This window comes from Massilia brevitalea (assembly GCF_030711405.1).
GTDB classification, from domain to species: domain Bacteria; phylum Pseudomonadota; class Gammaproteobacteria; order Burkholderiales; family Burkholderiaceae_D; genus Telluria; species Telluria brevitalea.
In genome coordinates this window covers 63,278-82,661 of record NZ_JAULSI010000002.1, presented here as the reverse complement: position 1 = coordinate 82,661, position 19,384 = coordinate 63,278, and the positions used below count along the sequence as shown (strand labels likewise).

Annotated in this window: 19 protein-coding genes; 11 read left to right on the top strand and 8 right to left on the bottom strand. The window is 64.1% G+C overall.

The window, feature by feature from the left end; genetic code table 11:
- The first annotated feature begins 296 nt into the window (after positions 1-296).
- The 5 genes from QWL29_RS01335 to QWL29_RS01315 all read left to right on the top strand — a co-directional run bounded on the left by QWL29_RS01335 (position 297) and on the right by QWL29_RS01315 (position 4,283).
- Positions 297-539, top strand: coding sequence for an exodeoxyribonuclease VII small subunit (locus tag QWL29_RS01335; protein ID WP_305821091.1), 243 nt, complete (start codon positions 297-299; stop codon positions 537-539).
- Positions 536-1,429, top strand: a complete 894-nt coding sequence (locus tag QWL29_RS01330; RefSeq protein ID WP_305821090.1) for a polyprenyl synthetase family protein — start codon at positions 536-538, stop codon at positions 1,427-1,429. The genes QWL29_RS01335 and QWL29_RS01330 overlap by 4 nt, the downstream gene beginning before the upstream one ends.
- Positions 1,430-3,304 carry a 1-deoxy-D-xylulose-5-phosphate synthase gene (gene dxs, locus QWL29_RS01325; RefSeq protein WP_305821089.1) on the top strand — a complete coding sequence of 625 codons (1,875 nt, stop codon included), beginning with the start codon at positions 1,430-1,432 and terminating at the stop codon, positions 3,302-3,304.
- Between the two features lie 460 nt (positions 3,305-3,764).
- Positions 3,765-3,977 (top strand): hypothetical protein, encoded by a 213-nt coding sequence (locus QWL29_RS01320; RefSeq protein ID WP_305821088.1) that lies wholly within the window; start codon positions 3,765-3,767, stop codon positions 3,975-3,977.
- Between the two features lie 90 nt (positions 3,978-4,067).
- Entirely contained in the window at positions 4,068-4,283 is a 216-nt protein-coding gene (locus QWL29_RS01315; RefSeq protein ID WP_305821087.1) for a hypothetical protein, read from the top strand.
- Positions 4,284-4,287: 4 nt separating this feature from the next.
- On the opposite strand, the gene QWL29_RS01310 is transcribed toward QWL29_RS01315, so the two are convergent.
- The gene (locus QWL29_RS01310; protein WP_305821086.1) at positions 4,288-5,193 is read right to left on the bottom strand and encodes a DMT family transporter; all 906 of its coding nucleotides are present in this window, start codon (positions 5,191-5,193) and stop codon (positions 4,288-4,290) included.
- A 96-nt stretch (positions 5,194-5,289) separates the two neighbouring features.
- On the opposite strand from QWL29_RS01310, the gene QWL29_RS01305 reads away from it, so the two are divergent.
- Positions 5,290-6,216 (top strand): LysR family transcriptional regulator, encoded by a 927-nt coding sequence (locus QWL29_RS01305; protein ID WP_305821085.1) that lies wholly within the window; start codon positions 5,290-5,292, stop codon positions 6,214-6,216.
- A gap of 56 nt (positions 6,217-6,272) precedes the next feature.
- Here QWL29_RS01305 and QWL29_RS01300 read toward each other — a convergent pair whose 3' ends face one another.
- From QWL29_RS01300 to QWL29_RS01290, 3 genes are all read right to left on the bottom strand, one after another.
- Positions 6,273-6,959, bottom strand: a complete 687-nt coding sequence (locus QWL29_RS01300) for a glutathione S-transferase (protein ID WP_305821084.1) — start codon at positions 6,957-6,959, stop codon at positions 6,273-6,275.
- A 43-nt stretch (positions 6,960-7,002) separates the two neighbouring features.
- Entirely contained in the window at positions 7,003-7,692 is a 690-nt protein-coding gene (locus tag QWL29_RS01295) for a type 1 glutamine amidotransferase domain-containing protein (RefSeq protein WP_305821083.1), read from the bottom strand.
- An 88-nt stretch (positions 7,693-7,780) separates the two neighbouring features.
- Complete coding sequence (locus QWL29_RS01290; RefSeq protein ID WP_305821082.1) at positions 7,781-8,383, bottom strand: TetR/AcrR family transcriptional regulator; 603 nt, start codon at positions 8,381-8,383, stop codon at positions 7,781-7,783.
- Between the two features lie 238 nt (positions 8,384-8,621).
- Here QWL29_RS01290 and QWL29_RS01285 point away from each other — a divergent pair, with 238 nt between their 5' ends.
- From QWL29_RS01285 to QWL29_RS01270, 4 genes are all read left to right on the top strand, one after another.
- Complete coding sequence (locus tag QWL29_RS01285) at positions 8,622-9,998, top strand: alpha-amylase family glycosyl hydrolase (RefSeq protein ID WP_305821081.1); 1,377 nt, start codon at positions 8,622-8,624, stop codon at positions 9,996-9,998.
- Between the two features lie 199 nt (positions 9,999-10,197).
- Positions 10,198-11,334, top strand: coding sequence for an FAD-dependent oxidoreductase (locus QWL29_RS01280; RefSeq protein ID WP_305821080.1), 1,137 nt, complete (start codon positions 10,198-10,200; stop codon positions 11,332-11,334).
- A gap of 73 nt (positions 11,335-11,407) precedes the next feature.
- Positions 11,408-11,557: a hypothetical protein gene (locus tag QWL29_RS01275; protein WP_305821079.1), complete on the top strand. Its 150-nt coding sequence runs from the start codon at positions 11,408-11,410 to the stop codon at positions 11,555-11,557.
- A 182-nt stretch (positions 11,558-11,739) separates the two neighbouring features.
- Positions 11,740-13,995: an ATP-binding protein gene (locus QWL29_RS01270; RefSeq protein ID WP_305821078.1), complete on the top strand. Its 2,256-nt coding sequence runs from the start codon at positions 11,740-11,742 to the stop codon at positions 13,993-13,995.
- An 11-nt stretch (positions 13,996-14,006) separates the two neighbouring features.
- Here QWL29_RS01270 and QWL29_RS01265 read toward each other — a convergent pair whose 3' ends face one another.
- From QWL29_RS01265 to QWL29_RS01250, 4 genes are all read right to left on the bottom strand, one after another.
- Entirely contained in the window at positions 14,007-15,431 is a 1,425-nt protein-coding gene (locus QWL29_RS01265) for an MATE family efflux transporter (RefSeq protein ID WP_305821077.1), read from the bottom strand.
- Positions 15,432-15,515: 84 nt separating this feature from the next.
- Entirely contained in the window at positions 15,516-16,187 is a 672-nt protein-coding gene (locus QWL29_RS01260) for a hypothetical protein (RefSeq protein WP_305821076.1), read from the bottom strand.
- A 28-nt stretch (positions 16,188-16,215) separates the two neighbouring features.
- Complete coding sequence (locus QWL29_RS01255) at positions 16,216-17,253, bottom strand: rhomboid family intramembrane serine protease (protein ID WP_305821075.1); 1,038 nt, start codon at positions 17,251-17,253, stop codon at positions 16,216-16,218.
- A gap of 12 nt (positions 17,254-17,265) precedes the next feature.
- Positions 17,266-17,820, bottom strand: a complete 555-nt coding sequence (locus QWL29_RS01250) for a cob(I)yrinic acid a,c-diamide adenosyltransferase (protein WP_305821074.1) — start codon at positions 17,818-17,820, stop codon at positions 17,266-17,268.
- A 75-nt stretch (positions 17,821-17,895) separates the two neighbouring features.
- Between QWL29_RS01250 and QWL29_RS01245 the strand changes: the two genes are divergently transcribed.
- On the top strand, positions 17,896-19,377 hold the full coding sequence (locus QWL29_RS01245; RefSeq protein ID WP_305821073.1) for an FAD-linked oxidase C-terminal domain-containing protein: 1,482 nt from the start codon (positions 17,896-17,898) through the stop codon (positions 19,375-19,377).
- The last annotated feature ends 7 nt before the right edge of the window (positions 19,378-19,384 follow it).

The following is a 19,384-nucleotide window of genomic DNA, read 5'->3' as shown; positions in this document are numbered from 1 at the left end:
TTTGTGTGTGGAAATACGGTATTTCGGACAGAACCGGCGATTATACCGTGGAACGAGCTCTACAGTCTCGGACCGGCACGGGGTTGTGGTGCGCAGAGGCGCAGAAGTTGCCGAAAAAGCAGGCTTTTCATGGTATTCAAGGCACGTAGGCTAAAATGTGAACGGTCGTGCAATTAGCTCAGCATTCGCGCGGACACCTCTGGGGTAAGGATTGTTCTAAAATACGCGATTAGGCTGCTCCATGGCGCACCCCTTGCGCCGTCCCGGGGACCGCTGGCCCAACACAACAAGTAACTATGGCAAATAATGTAAACGCGCAGGCACCGGAATCCTTTGAGGCGGCAATGGCCGAACTGGCCCAGCTCGTCTCGCAGATGGAAGCAGGGCAACTGCCGCTGGAAGCCTCGGTAGCCGCCTATGCGCGCGGCTCGGAACTGGTGAAGTATTGCGCCGCCCAGCTCGACAAGGTGGAGTCCCAGGTCAAGGTGCTCGAAGGCGACATGCTGAAACCGTTCAGCGCCGACGAGGCGGCTCAATGAGCACGGTTCCGTTTTCCAGCTGGATGAGCGAGGTCCAGGCCGACGTCGAAGCAGCCTTGTCGGCCTTGCTGCCGGCCGCCGATGCCCAACCGACCAAGCTGCACCAGGCCATGCGCTATACCACGCTCGGCGGCGGCAAGCGCGTGCGTCCGCTGCTGGTGTATGCCAGCGGCGCATTGTTCGGCGCCGACGCCGCCTCGCTGGCGCGCGCCGCCTGCGCACTGGAGATGATCCACGTGTACTCGCTGGTGCACGACGACATGCCCTGCATGGACGACGACGCCCTGCGCCGCGGCAAACCCACCGTCCACGTGGCCTACGACGAAGCGACCGCGCTGCTGGTGGGCGACACGCTGCAGGCGCGCGCCTTCGAGGTGCTGGCCGGCGACGACAGCCTTCCCCCGGCGCGCTTGGTCGGCATGCTGCGCCTGCTGGCCGAAGCGGCTGGGTCGAGCGGCATGTGCGGCGGCCAGGCCATCGACCTCGACAGCGTGGGCCTGGCGCTCACCCTGGAGCAGCTCGAACACATGCACCAGCTGAAGACCGGCGCACTGCTGCGCGCATCGGTCCTGCTCGGCGCGCTGTGCGGCAAGGACCTGGGCGCTGCGGAACTCGACGCCCTGAAGGCCTACTCCAAGGCAGTAGGGCTGGCGTTCCAGGTGGTGGATGACGTACTGGATGCGACGGCCGATTCGGCCACGCTCGGCAAGACCGCCGGCAAGGATGCCGCCGACAACAAGCCGACGTATGTGTCGATCCTCGGACTGGAGCCCTCGAAGGCGCTGGCCGAACAATTGCGGTGCGAGGCGCACGATGCGCTGGCGCCATTCGGAGAACAAGCACAGCGGCTGCGCGAACTCGCGGACCTGATCGTGCAGCGGAAGGCCTAAATGAACCTGTTAGACACCATCAACGACCCGTCGGACCTGCGCAAGCTCCCGCGCACGCAACTGACCCCGCTGGCCGGCGAACTGCGCCAGTACCTGCTCGACTCGGTCTCGAAGACCGGCGGACACTTGTCGTCGAACCTCGGCACCGTGGAGCTGACCATCGCGCTGCACTACGTGTTCGAGACCCCGCACGACCGCATCGTGTGGGACGTGGGCCATCAAACCTATTCGCACAAGATCCTCACCGGCCGCCGCGAGCGCATGCCGACGCTGCGCCAGCTGAACGGCCTGTCGGGCTTCCCTAAGCGCGACGAAAGCGAATACGACACCTTCGGCACCGCCCACTCGTCGACCTCGATCTCGGCCGCACTCGGCATGGCCGCCGCCGCCAAACTGAAGGGCGAGCACCGCCATGCGATCGCCGTGATCGGCGACGGCTCGATGACCGCCGGTATGGCCTTCGAAGCCCTGAACAACGCCGGCGTCGAGGAAGACTGCAATTTGCTGGTGGTGCTGAACGACAACGACATGTCGATCTCGCCGCCGGTCGGCGCCCTGAACCGCTACCTGGCGCGCCTGATGAGCGGCCAGTTCTACGCCGCCGCCAAGAGCGTCGGCAAGACCGTGCTGCCAGGCCCGCTGCGCGAACTGGCCAGCCGCCTGGAAGAACACGCGAAGGGCATGGTGGTCCCGGCCACGATGTTCGAGGAGTTCGGTTTCAACTACATCGGCCCGATCGACGGCCACGACCTGGACTCCCTGATCCCGACGCTGGAAAACATCAAGAAGCTCAAGGGCCCGCAGTTCCTGCACGTGGTGACCAAGAAGGGCCAGGGCTACAAGCTGGCCGAGGCCGAGCCTATCCTGTACCACGGCACCGGCAAGTTCAACCCGACCGAGGGCATCAAGCCGGCCACCGCGCCGGCCAAGATCACCTACACGGAAGTCTTCGGCAACTGGCTGTGCGACATGGCGGCAAGCGATTCGCGCCTGGTCGGCATCACGCCGGCGATGCGCGAGGGCTCGGGCATGGTGCGCTTCCATGCGCAGTACCCGGAGCGTTATTTCGACGTCGGCATCGCCGAGCAGCATTCGGTGACCTTCGGCGCGGGCCTGGCCACCGAAGGCATGAAGCCGGTGGTCGCGATCTATTCGACCTTCCTGCAGCGCGCCTACGACCAGCTGATCCACGACGTGGCGCTGCAGAACCTGGACGTGACCTTCGCCCTGGACAGGGCCGGCCTGGTCGGCGCCGATGGCGCGACCCACGCCGGGAATTACGACCTGGCCTACCTGCGCTGCATCCCGAACATGGTGGTGATGGCGGCGTCGAACGAGAACGAGTGCCGCCAGATGCTGACCACCGCTTACCACTACCCGGGTCCGGCGGCGGTGCGTTACCCGCGCGGCGCCGGCATCGGTGCGGCGATCCAGGAAGAGCTGACCTCGATCGAGATCGGCAAGGGCGAAGTCCAGCGCCAGGGCAAGGGCGTGGCCATCCTGGCGTTCGGCTCGATGGTGGCGCCAAGCGTGGCTGCGGCCGGCGAACTCGATGCCACGGTGGCCAACATGCGCTTCGTGAAGCCGCTCGACGTCGAGCTGGTGAAGCAGCTGGCGGCCGACCACGACTACCTGGTGACGGTGGAAGAGGGCGCCGTCATGGGCGGCGCCGGTGCCGCCGTGGCCGAGGCGATGGCGGGGGCGGGCATCGTCAAGCCGCTGCTGATTCTTGGCTTGCCGGATAAATTCATCGACCAGGGCGATCCGGCGGCGCTGCTGGCATCCGTGGGCCTGGATGCCAAGGGCATCGCAGCGTCGATTCGCGCGCGCTTCGATATCGCGGGCGAGCCGCGGCTGGTGGCGGTGAAGACCTGAACGCTGTTCGGGCTCGATGAAGAAGCGGCGCCGCGTGCGCCGTTTTTTTTTGCCGGCGGTGGGGTAAGCACGAGTACGACCGCGTGGGCAGTAGGGCTGGCTAAATGCCGGCACTACGAATGCCCACCCTACAGGTAGGCGTCGGTTTTGTAGGGTGGGCACTCGTGCCCACGCGGTATGGCACCCCTGCACATCGAAACCGCCATCCCCGTCCCATACATGCAAATTCCGTAGGGTGGGTACTCGTACCCACCACCTCCAGCACTGCGCCACCGCCCCGGCCACATCCCGCCGACCTCTCAACTCTGCTAGTTCGCCCACCCCCCCAATTCACGCTACCTTCGCAGCAAAGCCAGCAAACACCAGGCCCGTTTTCCGCAACAAAGGAAAGCCGGCGACCGTCCCAGACAACGGCCGCCGCGCGCAGCAAAGCGTCTTTGATCGCCAAGGGAGAATTGCATTGAAAAAGAAAATCGGCCTGTTCCTGTTCGCACTCGGCCTGAGTGGATCCTGTGCCTACGCCTACGATGACACCGCGTGCATCATGGACTGCCACGCCAAGTACGTCGACTGCATGTCGCGTGGCTACTTCACCCCGAATTACTGCCAGAGCCGCATGAGCGTCTGCTCCGCGATGTGCGGCGGCTGGGATGGCAACGGCCCGATTCCCTGATCCGCTTCCACCGCAAACGTAAGCCCGCGGCCGCACCCTGTGGTGGCGGCCGCACTTCTTGTTTCGTCTCGATCCCAAGGGAGAATCGCATTGAAAAAGAAATTTGGCCCGTTCCTCTTCGCACTCGGCCTGAGTGCTTCCTACGCCCATGCCGACACCGACCACGCCACCTGCTTCCAGGCCTGCTGGGACCAGTACGAAGCCTGCCTGGCGCCCGGTAACTTCAGCTCCAATTTCTGTGGCCACCGCATGAGCATGTGCGCCGCGATGTGCGACGGCTGGGACGGCACCGGCGACATTCCGTAATCGTTCAACGCGCGCGGGTGCACAGATACACAGCACCCGCCGTCGCCAGGAAGCCGGCCAGCGTCATCACGTTCAAGGTTTCGCCCAGCACCCCGAATGCCATCAGCGCCGTCACGCCGGGAATCAGGTAGAACAGGCTGGCCACCTTGCTCGCTTCCCCCTTGCGCATCATGAGGAACAGCAGGCTGGTCGCGCCGATTGAATTCACGGTCGCCAGCCAGCCCGAGGCAAACATCATCGTCGGGGTCCACTGCACCGAGAAGCCTTCCAGGCCGAGCGACAGGGGCAGCGCCACCAGCGTCGCCACGGCCAGCTGCACGAAGCCGCCGGTGCGCAAGTCCATCCCCGCGCAGAACTTCTTCTGGTACAGCGTGCCCAGGGTGATGCCGGCCAGCGCCACCATGGCTGCCGTGTAGGCGCCGATGCCTGCGCTTTCGCTACCCAGCTTGTGCCACACCACCAGCACCACGCCCAGCACACCGCCCGCCATCCCCAGCCATTGCTTGAGGCCCAGGCGTTCTCCGAACACGAGCGCCGCGCCGAGTGCCGTGAACACCGGCATGGTGCCGACGATCAGCGCCGATTCACCCGCCGATACGCCCAGCTTCAGCGCCGTGTACAGGCCCGAGAACTGCAGCGCCTGGATCAAGAGACCGACCACGACCAGGTGCCCGAACTGCCTGCGGCTGGCCGGCCAGGGCGCACGCGCCGCCAGCGCCACGACCAGCAGCACCAGCGACGCCAGGCCGAAGCGGATCGCCAGCAGCGTGAACGGCCCGGCATACGGCACGGCCAGCTTGCCGACCACATAGCCCGAACTCCACATCGCAATGAAGAGCAGGGGCAGGGCCAGGCCGGTGATGCGGGCCAGTGTGGAAACGGCGGGTGAGGCAAGCCTGAGCGTGGTCATCGTTTTCTCCGGTAGGTTGATCCTGTCAGCTTAGGCCGGATACTGCTGCGATACAATCCATCGAACGGGCAACCGATTGTTTCCAGGGGCGATACGATGAGCGAACTGCAGCCACGCGACTTTACCGATGTCTGGACCTTTGTCCGCGTCGTCGACACTGGTTCCTTTTCCGAAGCCGCGCGCCAGATGGGTACGACCAAGGCAAACGTCAGCAAGCAGGTGGCGAACCTGGAAAAGAACCTGCACGCCAGGCTGCTGAACCGCTCGACCCGCAAGCTGGGTCTCACCGAAGCCGGCAGCGCCATTTACCAGAACGCCCTGCGCCTGCTGGAAGAAGCGCGCGCGCTGGAAGCCACCGCCGCCGGCTTACAGACCGGCCCCGCTGGCACGCTGCGTGTGAGCGCCTCGATGGCCTTCGGCACCACCTGCCTGGCCGGCCTGCTGCCCGCCTTCATGGAGCGCTATCCCGATATTCGCGTGGTGCTGAGCCTGACCGACCGCTACGTCGACCTGGTCGAGGAAAACGTCGACCTTGCCCTGCGCCTGGCTGCGCGCATCGACATGCTGAGCGCCGTGGCGCGGCCGATCGCGGCGATCCGCTATGTGCTGGCTGCGGCGCCGGCTTACGTGGCGCAGCATGGCACGCCCGAACACATCGAGGATTTGCAGCGGCACCGCTGCCTGACCTTCGGCGCCTCCGGTGCGGCCACCTGGCAGTTCGACAGCGCGGACGGTATGGAGAGCGTGAAAGTGAACAGTGCACTGGCCGCCAACAGCAGCGTGGCCCTGCACCTAGCGATGCTGCGTGGGGGCGGCATCGCGCTGCTGCCGACTTATGTGGTGGGCGAGGACCTGCGCAGCGGTGCGGCCGTGCCGGTGCTGCCCGCGCTGGCGCCGCAGGGTTTTTCAGGCGACCAGCTGTACGCGGTGTACCTGGAAAACCGTTTCCTGCCGCCGAAGGTGAGGGTGTTCATCGATTATCTGGTCGACGCATTCAGCCAGCAATCGGCCCGGAGTGCATAGCGCCGAACCGGGCGCTATGCACTCGCGGTGCCTGCCATGGCTGGTTTGCGCTGTCATCAGCGGCGCATTGCCGTCTGGGTTGCTTCCACCATCGTGTGCCAGGCCCGCACGCTCGGACGTTCCAGCATGCGCGCATGCCAGGCATGGAGTGCGGTCAAATGCGTGGGCACCTCAAGTTTGACGATGGCCGCGAAAATAAAAGCGGCAATGACCGTGATGTCCGCCATCGAAAACGCGGCGCCGGCGATATAGGCCTGCGTCTTCAGCAATTCATCGAAATACTCCATCGCACGCAAGGCGCGGTCGCGCTGTCGCAGTCCCCAATCCCGGTTCTGGTACAGCTCGACTTTCGGCCCGAGCCCGGGCGTGGCGTGGTGAAAATAAAAGCTGATCGCGTCGAGTAATTCGAGCTCGGCGCGCCGGCTCATCATGTGGATGATGCCCTTCTCGCGTGGCGTGGCGCCGGTGAGTGTCGGCGGGCCAGCGAAATTGTCCAGGTATTCCGTGATTGCCGTGCATTCGGCGATCAGCGTTCCATCGGCGAGCTCGAGCACCGGCAAGGTCCCCGAATAGTTCTTTTCCAGGAAGGCGGGCGCCTTGTGTTCGCCCTTCCAGAGATTGACCGGTACGAACCGTACCTGCGCCTGCAGGTCTTTCTCGGCGACCGCAATGCGCACCCGGGCGGGGTAGGGGCCGTTGAACCAGTCGTGGATCGTCATGGGTGGTAAAGAGGAGTCGTTCATGATGCGTCCTTTCGCAAGTGAGATACCCGGCCCGGGTGATGCATCAGGCGGCGCGTGAAGCGAGTTGCTGCAGCAGCACCTGGGCAGCAGCGGCCGACGAAGCCGGATTTTGTCCGGTAATCAAAAGGCCATCGGCGATGGCATAAGGCGCCCAGTCCTCGATGCGCTGGAATACCGCACCCTTGGCCTTGAGTTCATCCTCCACCAGGAAGGGCACGATATCGGTCAGTTCGACTCCGGCTTCTTCGGTATTCGTAAAACCGGTCACCTGCTTGCCGCGTACCAGCGGCGAGCCATCCGTATTTTTTACATGGCGCAGGACGCCAGGCGCATGGCAGACCAGCGCCACCGGCTTGTTCGCAGCGATGAACGATTCGATCAGGGCGATCGAATGGGCGTCTTCTGCCAGGTCCCACAGCGGGCCATGGCCACCTGGGTAGAACACGGCGTCGAAATCGTCCTGGCGCACGCTGTCGAGGCGTACGGTATGGGCAAGCTCGGCAGTGGCTGCGGTGTCGGCTTCGAAGCGGCGCGTCAGTTCGGTCTGGAATGCGGGTTCATTGCTCTTTGGGTCGAGCGGAGGCTGGCCCCCGGCCGGCGATGCCAGCACGACGTTGGCGCCGGCTTCCTTGAAAGCGTAATAGGGCGCTGCCAGCTCTTCAAGCCAGAAGCCGGTCTTGCGGCCGGTATTGCCGAGGGTGTCGTGGGAGGTGAGGACGATGAGGATATTCATGGCACGTTTTCCTTAAGTTAGTAGACCAGTCGTCTAGTGGCGGATCAAAAAAAGGCGCTCCAGTTCGAAGCGCTTGAGCTAAGCCCGGTTAATGGGGCAGGTGCAGCAATTCTTTTGTGGCCTGCATGGCGGCGTCGAATGGGGACGGATCGCGCGTGATCTTGGCCATGACGCTGGCGCCGAGCCATAGCTGGTACAGGCTTTCCGCAACGGCGCGCGGGTTGTCCATGGCGAGCGATCCGCCGGCCACCGCGCGCTCGATGGCGTCGGCAAGGATGGCGACAATCCCCGCGGTGCCCTGTTTCAAGGCCAGGCGCATCGGTTCCGACAGGTCGGCCACTTCCGCTCCCAGCTTCACGACCAGGCATTGTCCATCGCACTCGGCTTGCAGCTGATTCTTGCGCCACTGTTTGAAATACCGGATCAGTCCTTCCGGCAGCGTGGCAGGCGCGCCTTGCAGGCTGGCGTCGAGTTGGCCGAGATAATCGGTGAAATACTTTTCCAGTAAAGCGACGCCGAACGCATCCTTCGACGCGAAATAATAGTAAAACGAGCCTTTCGGCACGCCGGCACTGGTCAGGATCTCGGTCAGTCCCACTGCGGAAAATCCCTTGCCCGCCATGATGCGCTGGCCAACCGCGAGGATATGTTCGCGGACTTCGGTCGATTCGTTTGTGATCGATTTTGACATGAATTCATCTTAGGATAAATTAGACCGGTCGTCTACAACTATTTTTGGACGCGCCGAATCCTCAAGCAAAGCCCTGCCGCCGAACGCCGTCAATCACGGCGCTCGGGGATAATGATGAGGTGATAATGATGAGGTGATACAGCAGCGGCCGCCCGGCGCAGCCGTATCACACACGCTGGCCGCGTAAGACTGGCCTTTCCCTCCTGCCTGGCGAGCAGGTATTTTTTGAGAAGACTCGATGAAGCAAGCATTTGTCCGATTGACCCTCGCCCTCGCTCTGTCCACTGCCGCTTTCGGCGTCGCCGCCCAGGCCGCCGACCCTTACACCCCGCAGGAATACGTTCAGTTCCAGCACGCCGACTGGACCAGGAACGCCACCATCTACCAGATCAACACGCGCCAGTTCACGAAGGAGGGCACCTTCAAGGCCGCCACCGCCCAGCTGCCGCGCCTGAAAGAACTCGGCGTCGACATTCTGTGGCTGATGCCGATCCACCCGATCGGCGAGCAGGAGCGCAAGGGCAAGCTCGGCAGCCCGTATGCAGTGCGCGATTACCGCGCCGTGAATCCGGAATTCGGCACGCTGCAGGACTTCCGCGCCTTCGTCGACCAGGCGCACAGCCTGGGCATGCGCGTCATCATCGACTGGGTCGGCAACCACACCTCCTGGGACAACGTACTGCGCACCAGCCATCCGGACTGGTACGCCAACGACAGCACGGGCAAGCCACGGCCGACGCCCTGGTTCGACTGGGACGACATCATCGACCTCGATTACAGCAAGCCGGCCCTGCGCCGCTATATGACGGAGTCGATGCTGTACTGGGTGCGCGAGACCGGCATCGACGGCTACCGCGTCGACGCCGCCGGCCTGGTGCCGCAGGACTTCTGGGACAACGCCAGCCGCGAACTGCGCGCCGTGAAGCCGGTGTTCATGCTGGCCGAGTGGGAGAGTCGCGACATGCACCGCGTGGCCTTCGACGCCAGCTATGCCTGGACCTGGTGGGATGCGCTGCACGACATCGCCAAGGGCAAGCGCGACGCCACCGCCCTGTACACCTATTACGCCTGGGGCCAGAAGTTCTACCCGCGCCAGGCCTACCGCCTGCTTTACACGACCAACCACGACAAGAACACCTGGGACGGCACCGAGTTCGACATCTTTGGCCCGGCGGTCGACGCGGCCATCGTGTTCACGTTTGTGAGCGAAGGCATGCCGATGATCTACAACGGCCAGGAAGCCGGCAACCGCAAGCGCCTGGAGTTCTTCGATCGCGATCCGATCGAGTGGAAGCCGTCGCCGTATGCGGACCTGTACCGCAAGCTGATCGCGCTGAAGAAGTCGAACACGGCCCTGTGGAACGGCGAGTTCGGTGCGCAGATGGTGCAGGTGCCGAACAACGCGCCGAAGCAGGTCTTCAGCTTCGTGCGCGCGAATGCGAAGGACAAGGTGTTCGTGGCGCTGAACCTCTCGGACAAACCGGTCAAGGCGACGTTTGGCAAGGACCTGCACCATGGCAGCTACCGCGACTTTGCGACCGGCAAAGCGGTGCGCGTGGATGCTGCCACCAGCTTCGAGATGGCGCCATGGAGCTATAAGGTGCTGGTGAAGTAAAGCCGCAAGCGTAACGCTGCAACGCGTGGTGCCCCGACCCGGTTTGGTTTATCATGTCCGGGTCGCGAAAAACGGCAGTCCACACATGGCGAACACATTCGTCCGGCTGCCGAATACACGTCAGCCACGCGCCATGCAACGTTGACCAGCGTCTCCCTCAACCATCCGGCATGAAGCCGGATTTGCTCAGGAGCGCTGGATGAACCAGGAAATTGCGATTATTGGCGCAGGATTGGGTGGCCTCGTGCTGGCCCGCGTCCTGCATGTGAACGGCATCGCCGCCACGATCTACGAAGCTGAAGCCGGCCCGGGTGCACGCGCACAAGGCGGCCTGCTCGATATCCACGAACACAACGGCCAGCGCGCGCTGGAAGACGCCGGCTTGCACGATGCCTTCGCCTCGCTCGTCCTTCCCGCCGAAGACGCCAAGCGGATCGTCGACCCGCATGGCGTCGTCCTGTTCGACAGGCCTGGCGGCCATGGCGCCTGCCGGCCCGAAGTCGAGCGGGGCACGCTGCGCGCCATGCTGATCGCCTCGCTCCCCGCCGGTAGCATCGCATGGAACCGCAAGGTGACCGACGTCGCCAGCGGCCTCGCCGGACCGCAGGTGCGCTTTGCCAATGGCACCTCGATCGCCGCAAGCCTGGTCGTGGGCGCGGACGGCGCCTGGTCGCGCGTGCGGCCGCGGCTGACCGATGCCAGGCCCGCCTATTCCGGGATCTGTTTCGTCGAGATCGGACTACTCGACGGCGCGCCGCGCTACCGGGCCGCCATCGACGCGATTGGCAGCGGGACGCTGATGGCGGTCGCCCCCGGCAAAGGCATCATGCTGCATCGCCACGCCGACGGCACCGTTCGCGGCTATGCAGCCTTGAGCAAGCCTGAGGCGTGGCTGCGCGCGATCGGCTTCACCGATGCGAGGCGTGGGCTCGCGCGCATCGCGGAAGAATTCACGGGATGGGCGCCGTCCCTGACGGTCTTCGTGCGCGAGAGCCAGGTCGCTCCCGTCCTGCGCCCGATCCACGCCCTGCCGCCAAGGATACGCTGGGGCAGGGTGCCTGGCGTGACCCTGGTCGGCGATGCCGCGCATCTGATGTCGCCGTTTGCGGGCGAGGGGGCCAACCTGGCGCTGTACGACGGCGCGCAACTGGCCAAGGCGATCATGCGTCATCCGGGTGATGTCGACGCCGCGCTGGCCGCCTACGAATCGGCGCTGTTTCCCCGTAGCGCAGAAATCGCCGCCGCATCCGCACGCAACCTGGCCGAATTCTTCGGGGCTGGCGCGCCCAGCAGTGTGGTCCGCCTGTTTCGTCATGCCGGGCGCCGGGAGGCGTGATCCGCTACACACGGCCTCAAGGATAATAATCCCGATTTTTGATATAGTTTTATTAATTTATCGGAGGTCGATCATGGAGGAAACGATGAAAAATGTGGACGTCAAAGTGTCTGTGGATGTGCGCGTGGATCCGGTCGGCGTAGCCGTGTTGTTTGCATCGGTCGCCGCCGCCCTGTTTTTCCTGAAGAAAAACGTCAAGCGGGTGGAACAGGCATCCGCATAACGAGGCAGGGAGATGCTGGAGAGCAAAGGAATAAGTTCTATCGGGTATTTCTGAGGATGGCCCAGCAAGCGCTCCTGGATTAGAATGTCAAAGGCAACTTTGGTCGATTACCAAAGGTTTGACATTCCTCGGCCAAGTCTACGCTTACAGTAAACATCCTGGTCATTTCGCAAAGTTCACCCATGACCAGCCTGCCTACGACGCCATCTCACACCCAATGCGAGAATGAGCCGATCCACATTCCCGGATCGATCCAGCCATTCGGCATCCTGCTGAGTGTCGAAGCGGCGACACTGACCATTACCAATGCCAGCGTCAATTGCAGCGAAGCCTTTGGCCTCGATGCGAGGGAACTCGTCAATCGCTCACTCGCCGAGCACCTGTCTGCCGATGCCTTGCAGAGGCTCGAGCAATACATCCATTCGCACGACCTGGTCGAGCAGGCGCCTCTGATGGTGCCGCTCCTGCATGCGGGTACCTCGCGCGAGCAGGAGTGGGAAGCGACAGCCCACCTGCGCCATGGCGTCCTGATCCTCGAGCTGGAACCTTTATCGTCGGAAGACGTGGCCGAGCCACTGCAACGGCTGGTCCGGAATGCCGTGCACCTGATATTCGGCGCCTCCAGGCTGATCGATCTGTGCCGGCGCGCGGCCGAGCAGGTCCGGCTGATCAGCGGTTACGACCGCGTCATGATTTATCGCTTCACGGAAGACTGGCATGGCGATGTCATCGCCGAGGCCAGGGTACCGCATGCGCAGTCGTATCTGCATCACCACTTCCCGGCTTCGGATATTCCTGCCCAAGCGAGAAAGATATTCCTCGATAACTGGATGCGCATGATCCCGGACGTGGCTTATACGCCGGTCGCCATTTATCCCCGAAGGAATGCGACCACCGGCGCACCGCTCGACCTCGGCATGTCGTCCTTGCGGAGCGTGTCGCCGCTGCATATCGAGTATTTGCAGAACATGGGCGTGGGCGCGACCCTGACGCTGCCGCTGATCGACAACGGCAAGCTATGGGGCCTGGTCGCCTGCCATCACCTTGGCCCCAGGACGCTCGGTTCCGACCAGCGCCTGGCCACCAAGATGGTCGCGCAGCTCGTGTCGTCCCAGTTGGCGTTGAAGGAATCGCTGGAGGACCAGCGCTACCGGAACGAACTGAAACGCACGCGCGGCACGCTCCTGGGTTTCATGGAAGAGAGCGAAAGCGTGGCGGGCGGGCTGGCCAAGTGCACGCCGAATCTGCTCGACCTGGTCGGGACCGGCAGCGGCGGGGCGGCAGTTTTTCACAAGAACACGTGGATCACCGTTGGTGCGACCCCATCGGTGGCCCAGATCGGAGAACTGGTCGAATGGCTTGCTACCGCCCACGGGGCGAAGGAAATCTATGCGAGCAACCAGCTCGGCAGCGTGTTTGCGCCGGCCAGCGGCTACCGGGACATCGCCAGCGGCCTGCTGGCCATCGCGATTCTCAAGTCGGAACGCAATTATGTGCTGTGGTTCCGGCCCGAGGTGGCGCAGACCATTACCTGGGCCGGCCAACCGGACAAGCGCGTCGAAGTGGAAGGCGGCGTCGTGCGCCTGCATCCGCGCTTTTCCTTCGACTCCTGGAAACAGGTTGTGAACGGCATCGCCGCGCCATGGAAAAAGGTGGAGATCGAGTCGGCGGCCGAGCTGCGTACCGGCATCCTGGGGTTCAACTTGCGGCGCGCGTTTGCCAAGGCGCAGGAAGCCCGTGCGCTGGCCGAAAAAATCAGCGGTGAAAAAGAAACCCTGGTGCATGTCGTCTCGCACGACATCCGCAATCCGTTAAGCGTCCTGAAAATGTCGCTGCAATTCATGGAGCGGGCGCATGCCGCAGGTACCGCCACGTCGCCGGAAATGGTCGCGCGCAGCATGCGCGCAGTCGACACCATCGAGCGCCTGGTGACCTCGGTGCTCGATGCGGCCAAGTCGGACCGCGTTACCTTGTCGCCGGACCTGCAATTGGCGAATGCCGGCACGCTCGTTCGCGATGCCGTCGATCTCGCCATGCCCCTGGCCGAGAAAGCCGGTATCGACATCGGCGCGGCATGCAATGGCAGCGACCTGACGATCGCCTGCAAGCGCACGCAGGTGGAGCAGGTGCTGGGCAACCTGATCAGCAATGCCTTGAAGTTCACGCCGGCGGGTGGACGGGTCACGGTGGCGGCCAGGCAGAGCGATGGCGAAGTCGTCATGTCGGTCGCCGATACCGGAATGGGCATCGCCCCTGCGCTGCTGCCGCGTATCTTCGACCGCTTCACGCAAGGCACGGTGGGCGCGGAAAAAGGCGCGGGCCTGGGCTTGTCGATCGTGAAGGGCATCATCGAACAGGAGGGCGGCCGGATCTGGGTCGAGAACAGCGTCGGCGCGGGCACCACGTTCCACTTCACCCTGCCGCGCCGGCAGGGCTGAACGGGGCGGCCTCAGCGCAGGCTGCCTTCCTCGACCATCGTCTCCTTGGCCACCTCGGCCACCTGCCGGTCGTCCTCGGTCAGGCGCACCGTCTTCCAGCTGCCGCGCGCGAACCACGCCACCGACACCAGGGCCACCGCGACGTTCGTCACCGGGAACGACCACCACAGGCCATCCGCCCCCAGCGTGGTGTGCCTGGCCAGCACATAGGCCAGCGGGAACTGGATCATCCACTGCGACACCATCGCGATGATCATCGCACTGAGCATATTCCCCGACGCGCGGAAGGCCGAGACGATGCACAGCTGGATGCCGATGCCGCCCCAGGCCAGGCACATGATGCGGATGAAGTGGGCGCCGCCCGCGATCACCGCCGGATCGTCGGGAATGAAGAAACGCACCAGCCACGGCGCGCACAGCCAGGCAACGCCGCCCAATAGCGTCAGGAGCACGAAGCTGGCAACCGTGCCGAGCCAGGTGATGCGCTCGGCACGCGCCGTGTTGCCCGCGCCGATGTTCTGGCCGACCAGGGTCGCCACCGCCATCGCGATACCCATCACCGGAATCGTGATCACCTGCAGGATGTTCGAGCCCACGCCATACGTCGCAATCGACAGGGTGCCGAAGCTGGCCACCAGGAAGGACATCACCATCAGCCCCAGTGCGCGCGTCGACAGTTCCACCGACCCCGGCAAGCCGAGGAAGAAGGCGCGCTTCAGGTACACCGGATCGGGCCTGAAGCCGCGCCACGCCAGGGCGATGCCATGGCGCCCGCGCAGGAACACCAGCATGCCCAGGCCGGCGGCGAGCGCCTGCGTGATAAGGGTCGCATACGCCGCGCCCATCACGCCCTGGCCGGGAATCGGCCCCCAGCCAAAGATGAACAGCGGATCGAGCACGAAGTTCAGCAGCACGGTGCCGGCCACGATCATCAGGGGAATGCGGGTCTGGCCGACGCCGCGCATCAGCGCCTGGAACATCGCGTACATGAAGACGAACAGGATGCCCACAAAAGACACGCGCAGGAAACCGAGCGCGCCGCTGTAGACTTCCGGCGCCACGCCGAGCAGGCGCAAAAGGGCAGGCGCCAGCACGAAGCCGATCGCCCCGAACACGATCGAGGTGATCACCACCATCAGCATGGTCTGCGCCGCCACATGGTTCACCATGTCCTGGCGCCCGGCGCCGACGTATTGCGCGGCCATGGTGGCGCCCGCCATGGCCAGGCCCGAGCCGAGCGCGATCACCAGGAAGGTGACCGGGAAGCTGACCGAAATCGCCGCCACCGCCGACGCGCCGAGCCGCCCGACCCAGAAGGCGTCGGTCAGCTGGTAGCCGGTTTGCAGCAGGTTGGCGAGCATGATCGGCACCGCCAGCGTGACGAGCGCACGCGGGATCGAGCCTTCGAGGAAGAGGGTTTTGCGGTCGGGTTTCATGACATCATGCTAAGCCATCCGGGCGAAGCATGATGTCCGGCAGACTCGGCTTAAGGCCAGCGTACGAGGTTGCGTACTTAAAAATCACTTCATAGGCTTGAAGGCATGACTATTGTCGAAGCCAAACATGTCTTCGTCATACATCCGGCGCATCTTGCGCACCAGGTGCATTTGCAGGGCGGGCGGCAGCTTGAAGTAGGGGGCGCTGGCGGTGGTCGAGCGTTGCACGTCGAGGTCGCCCGTGATTGCCCGGATGGCGGCCTTGGTGTCACGGTGAAAAGCGATGATCTTCAGCCGCCCTTCGAAAGCATCGTTCACCATCTTTCCCTCATTGCTAGCGTAGAAACGGTAAACCAGGATCGGATCGACCAGCCCGTCGCCGTCGATATCGCTTAACTCGGTCAGTTTGGTCCACCACTGCACGCCGGCCATCTCTATCGGTGCGCTATCGCTGACCGTGCCCTTGGCCGTCAGGCTTGGCCCAGCATGTATCGTGAACAAGTGGGCGCCGATTTTACGCGACAAGGTTTTGCCATCGTAGCGCCGGTCGCCGCTTTCGGTCAGGTACACCACGTGATCGCCGCTATCGTCGCGGTAGCAGAAGTGGGCGAACACCGGCAAGCTCACCTTGGCAATCTTGAGGGTATCCCGATGCAGCAGGAAGTCATCGTTGGCGCAGCGCGAACCTGGAGCGGCCTGCACATTTGATGAGACCAGTGTGGCGAGGGTAAACAGGAATATGGCAAGACGGCGCATGGTGAAGGTATGTAGAAGGCCGAAATCCTTATGCGCGCTCCGGCAAATGAATCGACCGCGCCAGCAGGTGCCCCGCCAGCCAGCCGCCAACCAGGCCGCCGATATGCGCCGCGTTGTCGGTGTGCGGATAGATGAAGCCCATCCACAAACTGAACAGCAGGAAGGGAATCATCGAGCCGCGCAGGTCCGCCACCACCGTGGGCGGTACGCCGCTGTCCTTGCGTCCCAAAAAGGCGAGCAGGCCGCCGATGATGCCGAAGATCGCGCCCGAGGCGCCGACGCTGTTCACGTTGGGGTTCCACAACACGCTGGCCAGGCTGCCGGACAGTCCCGCCAGGACGTACAGCCCGGCGAAGCGCGCGCTACCGAAGATGCGTTCGGTGACTTGCCCCACCTGCCACAGCGCCAGCATGTTGAAGCCGATGTGCCAGATGCTCCCGTGCAGGAACATCGAAGTGAACAGGCGCCACCATTCGCCCTTCAGGGTCAGGCGGCCGTAGTTCGAGCCCCATTCGACCAGCTGCTGCGACTGCAGCAGCGCCGACACGTCCGGATTGAGCGCGAACAGCTGGCGCAGCGGCCCGTCGAGGAAGGTCTGGTAACGGTAACGCGCCAGCCACATCAGCGCGAAGATGCCGATGTTCGCCACCAGCAGCCCCCAGATCACCGGCGTGGACGGGCTCCAGTAATCGATGCGGTCGTGGAAGACCTCCTGCTCGGCGTGCGCTTGCGCGTGCGCCGGCGTCTGGCGCGCGGGCAGCAGGGCGACGATGCGGTCGGCAGTGGCCGCGTCAGCCACGCTGAAGCCGATCGTCAGGTCTTCCTTCACGCCGAGCAGCGTGAAGGTGACGTCGCTGCCGCTGGCGTAGACGTCGACGATATCGACCATGCGCAGGCGCTGTTCCTCGCGCAGCGGCATGCGGAACGAGCGGTGGCGGCTGCCGCGCAGGGTCACGAAGTCCTGGCCGATCTCGATCGCGCCATTGCCCCGGTACTGGAAAGGATTGGTCGGCCAGTTCGGGCCGGCCATGTAGAAACGCAGCTTGAAGACGTTGGCGCCCGCCATGCGTACGATCCTTTAGCCGCGCTTGCGTTCGTGGTTCCACAGCACGTCGCTGCCGCCGGCAAAGCGGTTCAGCACGCGCGCCAGTACGAACATCAGGTCCGACAGGCGGTTCACGTATTGACGCGGCTGCGGATTGATCGTGTCCTCTTTCGACAGCGCGACGATCGCGCGTTCGGCGCGGCGGCACACGGTGCGGCACACGTGGGCGGTGGAGGCGGCGCGCGAGCCGGCCGGCAGGATGAATTCCTTCAGGATCGGCAGGTCGGCATTGTATTTTTCGAGCAGGCCGTCGAGGCGCGCCACGTGTTCGTCCTTGATCATCTGGTAGCCGGGGATGCACAGCTCGCCGCCCAGGTCGAACAGGTCGTGCTGGATCGAGACCAGTTCTTCGCGCAGGTCGGGCGGCATGTCTTCGCACAGCAGCAGGCCGACAAAAGAATTGAGCTCGTCGACTTCGCCCAGCGCGTGGATGCGCGCGCTGTCCTTGCCGGTACGGCTGCCGTCGCCGAGGCCGGTGCTGCCGTCGTCGCCGGTGCGTGTGGCGATTTTAGAAAGTCGATTGCCCATGATTATGTCCAGACCATAAAAAAAGATAGCCCGAGGATACGACAAAACGATGTGATTGTGCTTACAATCCTCCGCATGTCCGCCTCTCTCCAAGTACCTATCGAACGTCGTGAGCAGGTCGCCGCAGCCCTGCGCGCCAGGCTGCCGGAACGCGCGGTCCTGCACGACCCCGAAGACACGCGTCCCTACGAATGCGACGGCCTGGCAGCCTACCGCCAGCTGCCGATGATCGTCACGCTGCCCGCGAATGAAGCCGAGGTGCTGGCCATCCTCGCCGTCTGCCGTGAATTGAAGGTGCCGATCGTGCCGCGCGGCGCCGGCACCGGCCTGTCGGGCGGGGCGCTGCCGATTCATGATGGCGTGGTGGTCTCTACCGCGCGCATGAACCGCATCGTCAAGGTCGACGCCTACGCACGCACCGCCGTCGTCCAGCCGGGCGTGCGCAACCTGGCGATTTCCGAAGCGGCGGCGCAATACGGCTTGTACTACGCGCCCGACCCGTCCTCGCAGATCGCCTGCACCATCGGCGGCAACGTGGCGGAAAATTCGGGCGGCGTGCACTGCCTGAAATACGGCCTCACCGTGCACAACGTGCTGCGCGTGCGCGTGGCCACCATCGACGGCGACATCATCGAACTCGGCGGCGAGGCGCTGGATGCACCGGGCCTGGATCTGCTGGCCGTCTTCATCGGCTCGGAAGGCATGCTCGGCATCGTCCTCGAGGTGACGGTGAAGCTGGTGCCCAAGCCGGCCGCGGCGCAGGTGATCATGGCCAGTTTTGACGACGTGGTCACCGGCGGCAATGCGGTCGCCAGCGTGATCGCGGCCGGCATCATCCCGGCCGGGCTGGAAATGATGGACCGCACCTCCTCGCGCATGGTCGAGCCGTTCGTGCGCGCCGGCTACGACACCGATGCCGCCGCCATCCTGCTGTGCGAGGCCGACGGCACGCCTTTGGAGGTGGCCGAGGAAATCGAACGCATGACGGCGGTGCTGCAGGCGGCCGGCGCCAGCGCGATTACCGTGTCGCAGACCGAGTCAGAGCGCATGCGCTTCTGGTCCGGGCGCAAGAACGCCTTTCCGGCGGCGGGGCGCATCTCGCCGGACTACTACTGCATGGACGGCACCATCCCGCGCAAGAACCTGGCACAAGTGCTGACCGGGATCGAGGGCATGGAAACGACGTATGGACTGCGCTGCGCCAACGTGTTCCATGCCGGCGACGGCAATCTGCACCCGCTGATTTTGTTCGACGCGAACAAGCCGGGCGAATTCGAGCGTGCGGAAGCCTTCGGTGCGGCGATCCTGGCGCTGTGCGTGGAAGTCGGCGGCACGATCACCGGCGAACACGGGGTCGGCATGGAGAAGATCAATTCGATGTGCGTGCAGTTCGGCCGCCTCGAGCTCGACGCCTTCTTCGCCGTGAAGCGCGCGTTCGACGCGCCGATGCTGCTCAACCCGGACAAGGCGATTCCCACCCCGCACCGCTGCGCCGAATTCGGCAAGATGCGCGTGAGCGGCGGCGTGCTGCCTTTCCCCGACTTGCCGCGCTTTTAAGAATACA